This is a genomic window from Sphingomonas sp. GW821-FHT04B01 (assembly GCF_059420425.1).
In genome coordinates this window covers 124,358-137,143 of sequence record NZ_JBWKTR010000008.1, presented here as the reverse complement: position 1 = coordinate 137,143, position 12,786 = coordinate 124,358, and the positions used below count along the sequence as shown (strand labels likewise).

The following is a 12,786-nucleotide window of genomic DNA, read 5'->3' as shown; positions in this document are numbered from 1 at the left end:
GTCTTAGCATCCGACACCTCCGTGGGGTCGGATGCCTATCAACAGTCGGGGCGCAGCGATTAACCGTGCGGGCGCATGACCACTTTGATGACGCCATCTTCCTTGTCGCGGAACTTGGCGTACATTTCGGGTGCGTCCTCCAGACTGGCCGGATGGGTCACGACGAAGCTCGGGTCGATCTCGCCGGCCACGATCTTCTCCAGCAGCGGCTTGGTGTAGCGCTGCACGTGGGTCTGGCCGAGCTTGATGGTCAGGCCCTTGTTCATCGCCGCACCGATCGGCAGCTTGTCGCCCATGCCGACATAGACGCCGGGCACCGAGACGGTGCCTCCCTTGCGGCAGCTCATGATCGCCTGGCGCAGGACGTGAACGCGATCGGTGGCGAGCATCATGCTGGCCTTGACCTTGTCCATGACGGCATCGGCTGCGCCATGTCCCGCCGCCTCGCAGCCGACCGCATCGATGCAGCTGTCGGGGCCGCGTCCCTTGGTCCGTGCCTGCAGTTCGTCGTAAACGTCGGTCTCGGCGAAGTTGATCGTCTCGGCGCCGCCAGCTTCCGCCATGGCGAGCCGTTCGGGCAGCTCGTCGATCGCGATCACGCGGCCCGCACCCATCATCAGGGCAGAGCGAATGGCGAACTGACCGACCGGGCCGCAGCCCCAGATGGCGACGGTGTCGCCCGGTTCGATCTGCGCATTCTCGGCGGCCATGTAGCCGGTCGGGAAGATGTCCGAGAGGAACAGCGCCTGATCGTCGGTGACGGTGTCGGGGATCTTGATCGGGCCGATGTCCGCCATGGGTACCCGGAGGTATTCGGCCTGACCACCGCAATAACCGCCCAGCATGTGGCTGAAGCCGAACAGGCCGGCGGGCGAATGGCCCATCGCCTTGGCGGCCATCTCGGCATTGGGGTTGGTCCGGTCGCAGGCGGCGAACAGACCCTTGCGACAGAACCAGCAGTCACCGCAGCTGATCGTGAACGGCACCACGACGCGGTCGCCGATCCTGAGATTGGTGACTTCCGAGCCCAATGCGACGACCTCGCCCATATTCTCGTGGCCGAGGATGTCGCCGGCTTCCATCGTGGGTTGATAGCCGTCGAGCAGATGGAGGTCCGACCCGCAGATCGCACAGGCCGTGACCTTGATGATCGCATCGCGCGGATGTTTGATCTCGGGGTCCGCGACGGTATCGACGCGGACATCGCCCTTACCGTGCCAGCATAATGCGCGCATGATTCTTCTCCGTATGACCAGGAGCTCCGCCCGGATCGGAAAAGCGACTGTGCAACCCCAACGCGTTGGTTCGCGGAATGGACCCGGCGGTAATGTCCGTAAGAAGAAACGTCCGCTGTTCCGGTCGAGGCCGACGTCGCCGCGCGCGCTGAACGCCGTCAAAGAGCATCCGGGCCGGACTTAAAACGCCGTCTCTCTGATCCGAAAGGTCAAAGCCAGTTCGCCGCGTGCTGTCAGGATTTTAAACAGCCTTGCCGGCAGCACAAGGTGGCCGTTCTGCCGCCGCAACCGGGGCAAGCCGCGCATGCGCTGCCGTCCAGAACCCGACTGGGGTCAGCATGGCGGACCGCAGCAAGGCCCGGCGCGTGTTGAGAAAGTGCAGGTCAGCCCCCTGTCGCGGATTCATATCGTCCTTAAAAGGCGGGGCATTCCATGTCGATTGATCCGCCCCGCCCATTCCACGCTTGTCGCTACACGTCGGGAAACAGGGAGATGGGGGTGCGGCCCCGAAATGCGCCGGGGGTCACGTTGACCGCGTTGGGGGCAGATTGCACAGCATGACCTGACGAATAGGAAAGGGCGGCCCCGTGCATCCAGCGGCGAACTTCGAGCTGATCATCGGCATGTTCCTGGTGGTAGTCGGGCTTCACTATCTGGCTCGTCGCGTGTCGCTGCCGCCGGCAGCCGCACTGATCGTCGGCGGATGCGCGGTGGCCTTCGTTCCGGGCGTGCAGGGGATCGCGATCGACCCGGAACTGGTCCTCGTCCTGTTTCTTCCGCCGCTGCTGATGGACGGTGCGTGGTTCACCGCCATCGCACCGTTCCGAAGGCACATGGCCGGCATCCTGTCGCTCGCGGTCGGTGCGGTCTTCTTCACGACCGCGGTCGTGGCCATCGTGACCAAGGTGCTGATGCCCCATTTGCCATGGGCCGCCTGCGTCGCTTTGGGTGCGATCCTGTCGCCTCCCGACGCGGTATCGGCACGCGCCGTGTTGCAGCGGGTCAGGCTGCCGCGGCGGCTGACCACGCTGCTCGAAGGCGAAAGCCTGTTGAACGATGCCGCCGGGCTGGTCCTGTTTCGGTTCGCAGTGGCGGCGGTGCTGACCGGCGGCTTCCATCTGGGGGCGGCGACCGGGACCTTCTTCCTGCTGGTCGCAGGCGGCATCGCGGTGGGGGCGGCGATCGGCGGGTTGTGGGTGGCCCTGCTTCGCCGGCTCGGCGACGATACGCTGATGATCGCGGCGACCGTGCTGGTCTGCTGGAGCGCCTATATCGCGGCCGAACGGCTGCACGTCTCCGGTGTCATCGCGGTCGTCACCGCGGGCCTGACCTGCGGCTGGTTCCAGCACGTCGTCTTCGACGCGCGCGTGCGCATCCGGGCGCTGGCGTTCTGGCAGGTGCTCGTGTTTCTTCTCGAAGCTGCCGTCTTTCTGCTTATCGGCCTGTCGTTCCGGGGCTTGCTCGACCGCGTGGGCGGGCTCGGCATGGTGGTGGATACGATGGCACGGCCCGTGCTGCTCATCGTCGCGGCGGTGATCGTCGCGCGCTTCCTGTGGATCTTCGGTGTCGACGCCGGCCTCCAGATCCTTCGTCGCATCGGGTGGACGCGCCGGCAACCGCTCGGGCCACGCGCGGCGGTGGTGATGAGCTGGGCGGGAATGCGCGGCGTGGTGACGCTGGCGGTCGCGCTGTCGCTGCCCGAGTCGATGCCGGCGCGGGACCTGATGCTCGTCACCGCCTTTGCCGTGATCCTGGTCACCGTGCTGGTGCAGGGCACCTCGCTCGGCTGGATCATCCGGAGGATGAAGCCGGCGGAAGACGGCAGCACGCGACCGCCGCTCGATCTTCATGCCGCCGAGACGATGCTGTTCCGGGCGCAACTGGCCGTCGTGGAACGCGAGGCGGTGGCGGCCGATGGCACGGTCATCCACCCACAGCTGTTGCGGCGCTACCGGACCCGCGCGACGGCAGCGGATGCCTTCGATGGCACGGCCGAAGAGCGCGACGTGGCGATCGCGAGCCATTTCGACGTCATCATCGCCGCTGTCACCGCAGGCCGCGCCGAACTGGTCCGGCTGCACCGCGCCGGGCGTATCGACGACGAAACGCTTCACGACCTCGAACATGACCTCGATCTCGAGGAACTCGCCGCCACCGCCGCGAAGGGCTGATCGAACGACGGACGCTGCGCGGCGATCCTCGCGGCAGACGGGATCCCGTTTACTTGCGGATCGTGACCATGGCGACCGGGTTATCCTTGGTGGACGCGTTGGCGGCGATCGTCTTGACCTTCACGGCCTTGGGTTTGCGGGCTTCCTTGTTCGACTTGTGCTGGCTTTTGGCCATTGTCATCATCCTTCGGGCGAGGCGCCCGGTCCTGCGGTACACCCTTCCACCTGGATCGTTGCACGCCATTTCGGTCCGCCCTCGGGATCGGCTGCCGAATCCATGCCTTGGACGTTGGAGAGCGGAACAGGAGAGCCTTATGCCCGACGACAAGCAGACGACTGGACGCGCGAAGGCGGACGACCGCGGCGAGGCTATCGACAAGGCCGCACCTCGTTCGGAACACCGCACGAGCGCCGGCAAGGCGGATGATGGCAGGGGGCAGAGTGATACCGGCCGTGCCGACCAGACGGACGACAAGGCCGAAGCAAGCGACGAGGCGGCTGGGAAGGCCTTCGACCCGGACGAGGAACAGGCGTAGGCACGTCATCATCTTGCAGGGGCCGGCAGAATGGCTAGGTTCCGCCGATGGCTGATTTCGACGACACGTTCGATCCGGAACTGGGTGCGGCATGCAACCGCCTGGCCGCCTTCGTCGAGCCTCTGCCCGAGGGTGCGGTGATCGATCCCGTATCGCACCTCACGGAGCGCGACCTCGCTCTGATCCTCCGCCGTCTGTACGCCACGCGCCATGGCGAGGCGGTCGACGCCGGTGCGACGCAGGCCAGGCCGCGACGGGAAGGTCGCGTGTCCGTGCCCATCACCGCCAAGACATGACCTGATACGGATGCGTGGGCTGCCCGGTTTTATGGGTCGGTAGAGGAGCATCGCATCGATGCGATCTTGGGTCTATTTGACGGATTCGGGCGGTATCGATCATCAAAGTGGCTATTTAACCACTGGATAATCTCGATCATCAACGATGCATGCGTCACCGGGAGAGACGTGTGCCAAGCGAAGAATCGAGAGCCCTTCGGATCTATCACGAAACGCGGTGCGCACAGGAGAAGGCGCATATGCGTCGCGCGCGTTGCGCCAGGTCCGCGATCGCCCACGCGCATCTCTTCAGCCTGCACCGGATGCGAAGCATCGATCTGACGTATCGTGATCCAGACCGTCGCGACGATGGATGACAACGGGCATGCCGCACATAGCGGACGCAAGTTGTTTCTCGTGACTCCGCCGCGCGTGATCCGGTGATCGTCGCAATCGCCGCGTTCAATGTAGCCGGCGGTAGAGATCGCGGCGGTCGGCATCCTCTTCTGGACTTCTCGAAGCTGTGGCGGCGGGTGAACTTAGTATATCCGCTGACGCCTATAGTGCTTCTCGATCATTGCTGGCGGTCGTTGCAGCGATCATCATCGCCTCGGCTGCGCGATTCCCCCTAATGAGCCGTAGCCCGCGTCCTGTTGCTCTTTTGACCCAGCGTGGCAGGACGCGTCCTATCGATTGCCATCACCCGAAAGGCCCGCGCTCGAGGCGAAGCTGAACCGCGTCCGTCCGGCGCGTTCACGACCGATGCAATCGTCAGCGGTCATGAAGTGGCATGGCTCGCCGACCAACCAGCAACCGCGCGCGGCGCAACACCGAACAGAAGCGTGTACCCAAGCACGAACGCCCCAAGTGGAGGCAACGGCTCAGACGCTGGTGGCAGATCATCAGCGGCGGCTTCTGACGGGCTAAGATTGGTCGCATCGAACACCGCTTCTTCGCGTGATCTTAATCCGACGATGCGATGAGAGCGATCCGGAGCGCAGACTCCCTGTTGCGTACTGGAGAGTGTGCCGGCGCTTCGTCCGTTTCCCCACCTGACAGGCGGACGGAGCGCCACGCGCCGGCTTGGGTGCCTCCTTCCCGAGCAATTCGGCACGACCGACGGTCAGGCCACATTGCGAGATCCCTGTCGCCAACCGGCCATAAGATGTTGCGGGGCCTCGATCGTAGCTGGCGCCCGCAGCGCAAGGCGGATAGGCGCGAGCAATGGGTGAGATCGAAAGGCTGGTCCCGTCAGGGGTCATCGAGCAATGGGTGTTTCACCTGCGGCGGCAACGTTCGCGGGCGCAGGATGCCTTATGGTTGCTCGACCAGGGTTTCACGATCCACGACGGCCGCGACGGTGTCCCGACGGCGGACGTGAGTGATCGCTGGCGACGTGAGCAGGCGACGGTGATCGACGAGGTCAATCACCTGCTGGAACTGTACGACCGCATCAACCTGCGATCGTCGGAGTTCGTCGCGGCCGAGCGCAAAGCGGGCCGCAGGTCGACCGATGCGCCAGGCTTGCAGACCGAGCCAACCATTTGACCGACCTATCGGGGATAAGCGACCAGAGCCTATGAACAGGGACAATGAGATCGGCACCATCGAGCGCGCCTTCCAGCTCGCCCGGTCCGGGGCCTGCCATTCGGTTGCCGACATCCGCGCGCAGTTGAGCGCGGAAGGACGGGATGGCGTCCACGGCCACCTCAACGGGGCGAGTATCCAGCGACAGCTGCGCGAGGCGCTGGCTGCGCGCGGCATCGACGCCAAATCGGACGATGAAGACTAAAGGGCTGCGGCACGAGCTGAGAGGCTCTGAGCGTCTGGTCGTGGGGCAGCGTATCCCGCCCGAGTCATAGTGCAGGTAAGCGGCGCTGCCGGCGCCGAAATCGTCGATCTTGGTAGATGAACGACGGCTCGACTTTGGCAGGATTGTCGGTAGCCTTTCCGGCAGGGTGCATGCGCGACGTGCCATGCTCGTAAGGGAGCCGGTCTCGGACATCCATCCCACTGGTCCCGCATGCGGAGAGAGCCATGATTTCCCGCCGATCTGTTCTATTGGGCATGTCGACGCTGCCGGCCTGGCCTGCGCTCGCCCGGGAGGCGCAGGATCGGATCGACGACCTCATCGGGCGCATGACGATCGAGGAGAAAGCGGGGCAGTTGTCCTGCTTCTCCGATACCATCCGGCCGCTCGGACGCCCGACCAATCCGGGTGAGGCTGCGCGCGACGCCGCTGCGATGTTGGCGGCGATCCGCGCGGGGCAGATCGGCATGCTGTTCAACGGCCATGGCGTCGCGGGCGCCCGCAAGGCGCAACGGGCGGCGTTGCAGAGCCGGCTCGGCATTCCACTGGTCTTCGCGGCCGACGTCATCCACGGCTATGAGACGATCTTCCCGATCCCGCTGGGCGAGGCGGCGGCGTTTGATGCTGCCTTGTCGGAACGGATCGCACGGGCGGTGGCATCCGAAGCGACCGCGGGCGGCCTCCACTGGACGTTCGCACCGATGGTCGACGTCGCTCGCGATCAGCGCTGGGGCCGGGTTGCCGAAGGCGCCGGCGAAGACGTCCATCTCGGCTGCGTGCTGGCCGCGGCGCGCGTACGAGGGTTTCAGGGCGACGATCTGTCGGCGGACGATGCGCTTTGCGCCACCCCCAAGCATTTCGCGGGTTATGGCGCCGTCGCCGGAGGCATGGAATATGGCGCGGTGGACGTGTCGCCTGCGACGCTGCGAGCCGTCCATGTCCCGCCGTTCGCCGCGGCGTTTGCAGCCGGTGCCGGTGCGGTGATGGCGAGCTTTACCGACGTCAACGGCATACCCGCCACCGCCAACCGCCCGCTGCTGACCGGTTTGCTGCGCGACGAGCTGGCGTTCCGCGGGCCGTGCGTCTCGGACTATCAAGCGGATCTCGAGCTGATCGCGCATGGCGCCGCCAGCGACGGAGCCGACGCGACGCGGCGGGCCATTCTGGCGGGTACGGACGTCAGCATGCAAAGCGGCCTCTACAATGCGCATCTGCCCGCATTGGTGGCGGCAGGACGGGTGCCGATTGCGCGGGTCGATGAGGCGGTAAGGCGCGTCTTGGGGCTGAAGATGCGGCTGGGGCTGTTCGATCGACCATTTCGCTCGCTCGACCGTGCCGCGGAACGGACGCGGATCGGCACGTCGGCAACGCGCGCGCTGGCACGGGAAGCCGCCACGCGCGCGGTCGTTCTGCTCCGCAACGATGGCGACCTGCTGCCGCTGTCGTCCGCAACCAAGCGTATCGCATTGATCGGACCGTTCGGTGACGACCCGGCGCAACTCGACGGACCCTGGAGCTTCGCCGGCTACCGGCGCACGGGCATCGATCTGGCCGCCGCGCTGCGTGGCAGGATCACCGATCCCAACCGTTTGATTGTGGAACCGGGCAGCGGGATCGAGGCGCCGATCCCCGGCGGGATCGATCGCGCCGTCGCGGCTGCGCGGGGCGCCGATATCGTGTTGCTCGCGATCGGCGAAGGCGGTGACATGTCGGGGGAGGCGAACAGCCGCACATCGATCACCATACCGGTTGCCCAACAGGCGCTGGCCGATGCCGTCGCCGCGACGGACAGACCCATCGTCGTGCTGCTGCGCCATGGCCGGGCGCTCGCGCTGCAGGGAGCGGTGGCGGCAGCGCCTGCGATCCTGGCGACCTGGTTTCTCGGCTGCGAGACGGGGCCGGCGCTGGCCGACATCCTGTTCGGCGACGTCGAGCCTACCGGCCGGCTGCCGGTGAGTTTCCCGTTCGCAACCGGTCAGGAGCCCTGGTCCTACGATCGGCTCCCCACGGGGCGGCCGCCACCAGCCGAACCGCAGCCACAGGGTGGTACGGGCAGGTGGCGCGATGCACCGGATGCCGCGCGTTATGCGTTCGGCCATGGCATCGGTTACACGCGCTTCGCGCTCGAGACCGTCATCGCCCCGCCCGTGCTGGCGGACGCGAGCGACGTGGTCGTCACCGTCCGCAACATCGGCGCACGTCGAGGGACGCATCTCGTGCAGCTGTACGTGCGTCAGCGCGTCGCCAGTCTCGCCCGGCCGGTGCGGCAGTTGAAGCGCTTCGCCCATGTGACCCTCGACGCAGGCGAAAGCCGGGCCGTCGCCTTGCCCCTCGGCCCGGCGGATCTGGCGATAGTGGATGGCACGGGCGCGCGACGGATCGAGCCCGGTGATGTCGACATCTGGATTGCATCCAGCTCCGCCGATCCGGGCTTGCACGCGGTGACACGGCTGGTGTGACAGACGACCGGGCCATATCGCGCGTGGGTCATCGTACGGCGTCGTCAGCCGGCCGCCTTCGGTGGTGCCGTCGAGCCGCGGACGGCCAGCCCGACCGGGACGATGGTCGGGCCGTCCGGCAGCGTGCGGCCGGCCTGTTCGGCGATGATCAGTTCCACCGCGCGCGCCGTCACGTCGGCGATCGGCTGGACGACCGCGGTCAGCGCCGGATGCGTGAAGCGGACGATCGGCGTGTCGTCGAAGCTGACGATCGACACGTCGGAGGGCACGTCGAGGCGACGCTCGCGCAGCAGCTCCAGCGTCGCGAGCGACATCTGATCGTTGCTCGCGATGATCGCGGTGGGAGGCAGCGGCGCGTCGAGCAAGGCGGCGGCGGCGCGGCGGCCCGAGGCGAAGCTGAAATCGCCCTCGGCGAGCAGGTCGCCGATCGGCAGACCGGCGGCGGCCATCGCGTTGCGCCAACCGGTGACCCGCCAGCCGCTGAGTTCGTATTCGGCCGGGCCGGCGATGAAGCCGATCCGCGCGTGGCCGAGCGCGATCAGATGTTCGGTGGCGAGGCGCGCCGCGCCCTCGTCATCCATGGTCAAGGCGAAGCCGCCGCCCGGCCTGAGCGAGCCGATGCGGGCGAAGCTGATGCCATGGTCCTCGAGCAGGCGGGTGATCAGCAGGTTTTCCGAATGCGGCGGCGTCAGGATGACGCCATCGGGTTGCAGCGCGGCGATCGCCGCGAGCAATTCGCGCTCGATATGGTCGCTGTGCGTGTCGACCAGTTCGACGATCATGCGATAGCCGTGTTTGGCGCAGGTCAGCATGCCGCCCAATAGCATCTGATCGACCCAATCCGCGCCCTCGCGGCTGCGCCAGTCGGCGATCGTCCGTTCGCGGTCGTTGAGCGCCAGAATCAAGTGCGAGCGCGATCCCGCCATGCGCTGCGCGGCGATCGAGGGCACGTAGCCGAGCTTGGCGATCGACGCCTGCACGCGCTGCGTCATCTCGGGCCGGACGTTCGGCTCCTTGTTGATGACGCGGCTGACGGTCTGCAACGAGACGCCCGCGTCGGCCGCGACGTGGCGGATCGTGACGGCCTGGCGACGGCGGACCATCAGGCGGCGTCGGGCGCCACGCCGCAATATTGCGCGACGTAGGCGGCATGGGGCGGCAGGCCGCGGACCGTGGTCGCGACGTTCTGGCGCAATGTCGAGAGCAAGCGCGCCATGTCGTCGTCGCCGAGCTTGGCGGCGATCGGGTGGTGGCTGCGCGGCACGATACCCTGGCCCAGCATCACCTGCACCCAGCTGTTCTCGGCGAACAATTCCTCGTTCTTGCGGAAGACGCGGCCGGTCTCGCGGAACAGCTCGATCTTCTGCGCGAGACTGTCCGGAATCTCCATCGTCGCGCACTGCCGCCAGAACGGACTGTCCCGACGCTCGGTCACCTTATAGTGGAGGATCAGGAAGTCGCGGATCTGCAGCATGTCGGTATGCTGCTGGTCGTTGAATTCGGCGATGTCGCGGGGGCTGACGTCGCCTGCCGGCATCATCCGGATCAGCCGCAGGATCGCCCGCTGGATCAGGTGGATGCTGGTCGATTCCAGCGGCTCCATGAACCCGCCCGACAGGCCCAGCGCGATACAATTGCGATGCCATTGCTTGCGTCGCGCGCCGGTGACGAAGCGGATGCGGTTGGGCTGGGTCAGCACGCGCCCCTCGACATTGCCGAGCAGGCGGTCGAGTGCGGCGTCGTGATCGAGATAGCGGCTGCAATAGACGATGCCGTTGCCGACGCGATGCTGGAGCGGGATGCGCCATTGCCAGCCGGCGTCATGCGCCATCGCGCGGGTGAACGGCACCGCCGGGGCGACGCTTTCGGTCTGCACCGCGATCGCGGCGTCGCAGGGCAGGTAATGCGTCCAGTCGTCGAAGCCGGTGTGCAAAGCCTGTTCGATCAGCAGCGCGCGAAAGCCGGTGCAGTCGAGGAACAGGTCGCCCTCGATCCGCGTGCCCGACTCGAGCCGCAACGCCGCGATGTCGCCGCTGGCACCGTCGAGCTCGACCTGCGCGATCTTGCCCTCGATGCGGCGGGCGCCGTCGGCCTCGGCCATCCGGCGCAGGAAGCGGCCGTACAGCGCCGAATCGAGCTGATAGGCGTAGTTCATGCGCTCGTCGGGCAGATGCGCGAACTTGCCCTCGCGCGCGGCGATCAGTTCGAGGCAGTAATCGTCATAGGGCTGGCCGTGGCCGCGGGTCTGGCCGTCGAGCCAATAATGCTGGAAGCCCGCGGCCCAATGGTCGGTGCCGGTCAGACCGAAGGAATGGAAATAGCTGTCGCCGGCCTGCTTCCATCCGTCGAAGGCGATGCCGAGTTTGAACGTCGCCTGCGTCGCGCGCATGAACTCGGCTTCGTTGATGCCGAGCAGGCGGTTGAAGGTGATGAGCGGCGGGATCGTCGATTCGCCGACGCCGACGGTGCCGATCGTGTCGGATTCGACCAGAGTGACCTCGGCGGCGCGGCCCATGACGCGGGCGATCGCGGCGGCGGCCATCCAGCCCGCGGTGCCGCCGCCGGCGATGACGATGCGGCGCGCCTTCATCGGCCCAGCGCCCGCAGCAGGAAGGCGCGCAGCCGTCCGGCGGTGTCGGGGGTCAACGGCGCGAGGATGCTGCGCGCGCCTTCCGGGATATGCGCCGAGACGGCCGCGTCATCCTCGAAAACATAATGGTCGAACATGTCGCGCCAATGCCTCTTCTGGTCTTCGGGAAGGTCGCGGATGGCGAGGATCGCATGGTTGAGCGCATCCTGCGGCTGGCCGAGCCAGCGCGGGCTCGACCGCCACCAGTAATTGACCAGCACGTTGAACGACGCCAGCCCCTCGACGTGATGCCACCACATCGCCGGCACGTAGAGCGCGTCGCCGGCGTCGAGGTCGGCGACCATCGCATGGTCGAGCGCGTCGCGGAACCGCGGATGCGCGGCGAAATCGGGCGCGTGGAAATCGACCATGCTGACCGAGCGGCCCGCGGGCGTGTTGTCGATCGGACCGAGATACAGATTGCGGAACTGCTCGCGCGGGAAGAGCGTGAAGCGGCGCCGACCGACCGCGACGCAGGCGAGATTGTCGGGTACGTCGTTATGCGCCGCGATGCGCGTCCGCGTTCCCATCCAGATGCTGACGAGCGGGTCGCGGGTGCCGAGGTCGACGTGGTTCGCCTCGTGCAGGCCGTGGAAGAAGTTGAGCAGGTCGATCGACGCGAGATAGATGGTGCGGGCGTCGTCGTTGGCGTCGATATGCGCGAAGATTTCGTCGAGCTTCGACTGGAAGGTCGCGAAGTTCATCCCCATCGCATCGTCGTAGAACAGCCGGCCGTCGCTGCCCGGTGCGCCGACCGACACGGTGAACGGCACGTCGCGGCGGTGCGCGAGGATATAGCGGCGCGCGTCCTGCGCGGAGCGGCGACCGGCCTGGACCAACGGCCAGTCGCCGACGAGGTTGCGGACGACGAACGGCCGGTCGGCGGCGCGCAGCCTCGCGTCGAGGTCGGCGGCATCGACCACCGCCACCTCGGGGACGCGGGGCAGCGCCGCGAAGATGTCAGCCATGCGCCAGCGTCGCGTTCTTGCGGGCGATCAGCGCCGGCAGATTGCCCTGCGACGCCAACGCCATGAAGATCGGCAGCAAATGCCCGTCGCGATGCAGATCGTCGAGCGCCGACCCCGACAGGCCGCGCAGCCGATCCTCGTCGATGACGTGGAAGCCGACCAGCCGATTGATCGATCCGTCGTCGAGCGGGACTTCGAGGGTCAGCGGCTCGAGCAGCTCGTGGCGATCGAGCGCGGCGAAGAAGCCGGCGCTCTCGCGATAACCGGCGTCGAGCGCGCCCAGCTGCTCGATCATCGCGGCGAGGCGGGGGGAGGGCTGGCCATCGGCGTCGAACAGCAGGTCGCCGTCGCCGATCCGCGGGCTGGCCATGTCGATATGGACCTGCGGCCCCTGCGCGCTCGCGCCGATCAGCAGCGGCTGGATCGCCATCGCCAGGGGCACGTAGCGCGCATCCCAGCGGCCATCGGCCAGGTAGAGGTTCTCGTCATTCTCGAACCCGAACATGGCGAGCGCGAGCGTGCTGCCGTCGGCGAGGTTGCGGCGGAAGAGGATGAGATAGTCGTTCTGCACGCGACGGAATTCGTCGGGGACGATCAGGCAGCTCATCTGCGCATCGCCCAGCGCGGCGCTGCGTTCGCGGCGGATACGGGTGCCGGCATGCGTGGCGGCGGTAAGGATGGCATGGTCGGGCATAATCGATCC

14 protein-coding genes are annotated in these 12,786 nt (G+C 66.9%); 7 read left to right on the top strand and 7 right to left on the bottom strand.

Annotated elements, in window-relative coordinates:
• Positions 1-59: 59 nt before the first annotated feature.
• A complete protein-coding gene (locus tag AC07UH_RS17440; RefSeq protein ID WP_038665288.1) occupies positions 60-1,235 on the bottom strand; it encodes a zinc-dependent alcohol dehydrogenase in 1,176 nt (391 codons plus the stop codon).
• A gap of 587 nt (positions 1,236-1,822) precedes the next feature.
• Here AC07UH_RS17440 and AC07UH_RS17435 point away from each other — a divergent pair.
• Positions 1,823-3,406, top strand: coding sequence for a Na+/H+ antiporter (locus AC07UH_RS17435; RefSeq protein WP_495181223.1), 1,584 nt, complete (start codon positions 1,823-1,825; stop codon positions 3,404-3,406).
• 49 nt (positions 3,407-3,455) lie between these two features.
• Here AC07UH_RS17435 and AC07UH_RS17430 read toward each other — a convergent pair whose 3' ends face one another.
• Positions 3,456-3,581: a hypothetical protein gene (locus AC07UH_RS17430; protein WP_257015405.1), complete on the bottom strand. Its 126-nt coding sequence runs from the start codon at positions 3,579-3,581 to the stop codon at positions 3,456-3,458.
• 139 nt (positions 3,582-3,720) lie between these two features.
• Between AC07UH_RS17430 and AC07UH_RS17425 the strand changes: the two genes are divergently transcribed.
• Both AC07UH_RS17425 and AC07UH_RS17420 read left to right on the top strand, forming a co-directional pair.
• The gene (locus AC07UH_RS17425) at positions 3,721-3,942 is read left to right on the top strand and encodes a hypothetical protein (protein WP_495181224.1); all 222 of its coding nucleotides are present in this window, start codon (positions 3,721-3,723) and stop codon (positions 3,940-3,942) included.
• Positions 3,943-3,989: 47 nt separating this feature from the next.
• Positions 3,990-4,238 (top strand): hypothetical protein, encoded by a 249-nt coding sequence (locus AC07UH_RS17420; protein ID WP_495181225.1) that lies wholly within the window; start codon positions 3,990-3,992, stop codon positions 4,236-4,238.
• 29 nt (positions 4,239-4,267) lie between these two features.
• Here AC07UH_RS17420 and AC07UH_RS17415 read toward each other — a convergent pair whose 3' ends face one another.
• Positions 4,268-4,717 carry a hypothetical protein gene (locus AC07UH_RS17415; RefSeq protein WP_495181226.1) on the bottom strand — a complete coding sequence of 150 codons (450 nt, stop codon included), beginning with the start codon at positions 4,715-4,717 and terminating at the stop codon, positions 4,268-4,270.
• Positions 4,718-5,007: 290 nt separating this feature from the next.
• Here AC07UH_RS17415 and AC07UH_RS17410 point away from each other — a divergent pair, with 290 nt between their 5' ends.
• The 4 genes from AC07UH_RS17410 to AC07UH_RS17395 all read left to right on the top strand — a co-directional run bounded on the left by AC07UH_RS17410 (position 5,008) and on the right by AC07UH_RS17395 (position 8,486).
• Entirely contained in the window at positions 5,008-5,136 is a 129-nt protein-coding gene (locus tag AC07UH_RS17410; RefSeq protein WP_495181227.1) for a hypothetical protein, read from the top strand.
• Positions 5,137-5,441: 305 nt separating this feature from the next.
• Entirely contained in the window at positions 5,442-5,765 is a 324-nt protein-coding gene (locus AC07UH_RS17405) for a hypothetical protein (RefSeq protein WP_495181228.1), read from the top strand.
• Positions 5,766-5,796: 31 nt separating this feature from the next.
• Positions 5,797-6,009 (top strand): hypothetical protein, encoded by a 213-nt coding sequence (locus tag AC07UH_RS17400; protein WP_038665299.1) that lies wholly within the window; start codon positions 5,797-5,799, stop codon positions 6,007-6,009.
• Positions 6,010-6,284: 275 nt separating this feature from the next.
• Positions 6,285-8,486: a glycoside hydrolase family 3 N-terminal domain-containing protein gene (locus tag AC07UH_RS17395; RefSeq protein WP_495181229.1), complete on the top strand. Its 2,202-nt coding sequence runs from the start codon at positions 6,285-6,287 to the stop codon at positions 8,484-8,486.
• 44 nt (positions 8,487-8,530) lie between these two features.
• Here the strand turns inward: AC07UH_RS17395 and AC07UH_RS17390 are convergent, their stop codons facing one another.
• The 4 genes from AC07UH_RS17390 to AC07UH_RS17375 are packed head-to-tail and all read right to left on the bottom strand — an operon-like array spanning position 8,531 to position 12,777.
• Positions 8,531-9,589: a LacI family DNA-binding transcriptional regulator gene (locus AC07UH_RS17390; RefSeq protein WP_495181230.1), complete on the bottom strand. Its 1,059-nt coding sequence runs from the start codon at positions 9,587-9,589 to the stop codon at positions 8,531-8,533.
• On the bottom strand, positions 9,589-11,076 hold the full coding sequence (locus AC07UH_RS17385) for a tryptophan halogenase family protein (RefSeq protein ID WP_495181231.1): 1,488 nt from the start codon (positions 11,074-11,076) through the stop codon (positions 9,589-9,591). The genes AC07UH_RS17390 and AC07UH_RS17385 overlap by 1 nt, the downstream gene beginning before the upstream one ends.
• Positions 11,073-12,083 (bottom strand): cupin-like domain-containing protein, encoded by a 1,011-nt coding sequence (locus tag AC07UH_RS17380; protein ID WP_495181232.1) that lies wholly within the window; start codon positions 12,081-12,083, stop codon positions 11,073-11,075. Before AC07UH_RS17380 ends, AC07UH_RS17385 begins: the two co-directional genes overlap by 4 nt.
• Positions 12,076-12,777 (bottom strand): SapC family protein, encoded by a 702-nt coding sequence (locus AC07UH_RS17375; protein WP_137898472.1) that lies wholly within the window; start codon positions 12,775-12,777, stop codon positions 12,076-12,078. Before AC07UH_RS17375 ends, AC07UH_RS17380 begins: the two co-directional genes overlap by 8 nt.
• Positions 12,778-12,786: the final 9 nt, after the last annotated feature.

Bases quoted from the DNA above. Each gene is read 5' to 3' on its own strand.
- AC07UH_RS17440 (WP_038665288.1), bottom strand. From the start codon at position 1,235: ATGCGCGCATTATGCTGGCACGGTAAGGGCGATGTCCGCGTCGATACC.
- AC07UH_RS17430 (WP_257015405.1), bottom strand. From the start codon at position 3,581: ATGGCCAAAAGCCAGCACAAGTCGAACAAGGAAGCCCGCAAACCCAAG.
- AC07UH_RS17425 (WP_495181224.1), top strand. From the start codon at position 3,721: ATGCCCGACGACAAGCAGACGACTGGACGCGCGAAGGCGGACGACCGC.
- AC07UH_RS17420 (WP_495181225.1), top strand. From the start codon at position 3,990: ATGGCTGATTTCGACGACACGTTCGATCCGGAACTGGGTGCGGCATGC.
- AC07UH_RS17415 (WP_495181226.1), bottom strand. From the start codon at position 4,717: ATGCCGACCGCCGCGATCTCTACCGCCGGCTACATTGAACGCGGCGAT.
- AC07UH_RS17410 (WP_495181227.1), top strand. From the start codon at position 5,008: ATGGCTCGCCGACCAACCAGCAACCGCGCGCGGCGCAACACCGAACAG.
- AC07UH_RS17405 (WP_495181228.1), top strand. From the start codon at position 5,442: ATGGGTGAGATCGAAAGGCTGGTCCCGTCAGGGGTCATCGAGCAATGG.
- AC07UH_RS17400 (WP_038665299.1), top strand. From the start codon at position 5,797: ATGAACAGGGACAATGAGATCGGCACCATCGAGCGCGCCTTCCAGCTC.
- AC07UH_RS17395 (WP_495181229.1), top strand. From the start codon at position 6,285: ATGTCGACGCTGCCGGCCTGGCCTGCGCTCGCCCGGGAGGCGCAGGAT.
- AC07UH_RS17390 (WP_495181230.1), bottom strand. From the start codon at position 9,589: ATGGTCCGCCGTCGCCAGGCCGTCACGATCCGCCACGTCGCGGCCGAC.
- AC07UH_RS17385 (WP_495181231.1), bottom strand. From the start codon at position 11,076: ATGAAGGCGCGCCGCATCGTCATCGCCGGCGGCGGCACCGCGGGCTGG.
- AC07UH_RS17380 (WP_495181232.1), bottom strand. From the start codon at position 12,083: ATGGCTGACATCTTCGCGGCGCTGCCCCGCGTCCCCGAGGTGGCGGTG.
- AC07UH_RS17375 (WP_137898472.1), bottom strand. From the start codon at position 12,777: ATGCCCGACCATGCCATCCTTACCGCCGCCACGCATGCCGGCACCCGT.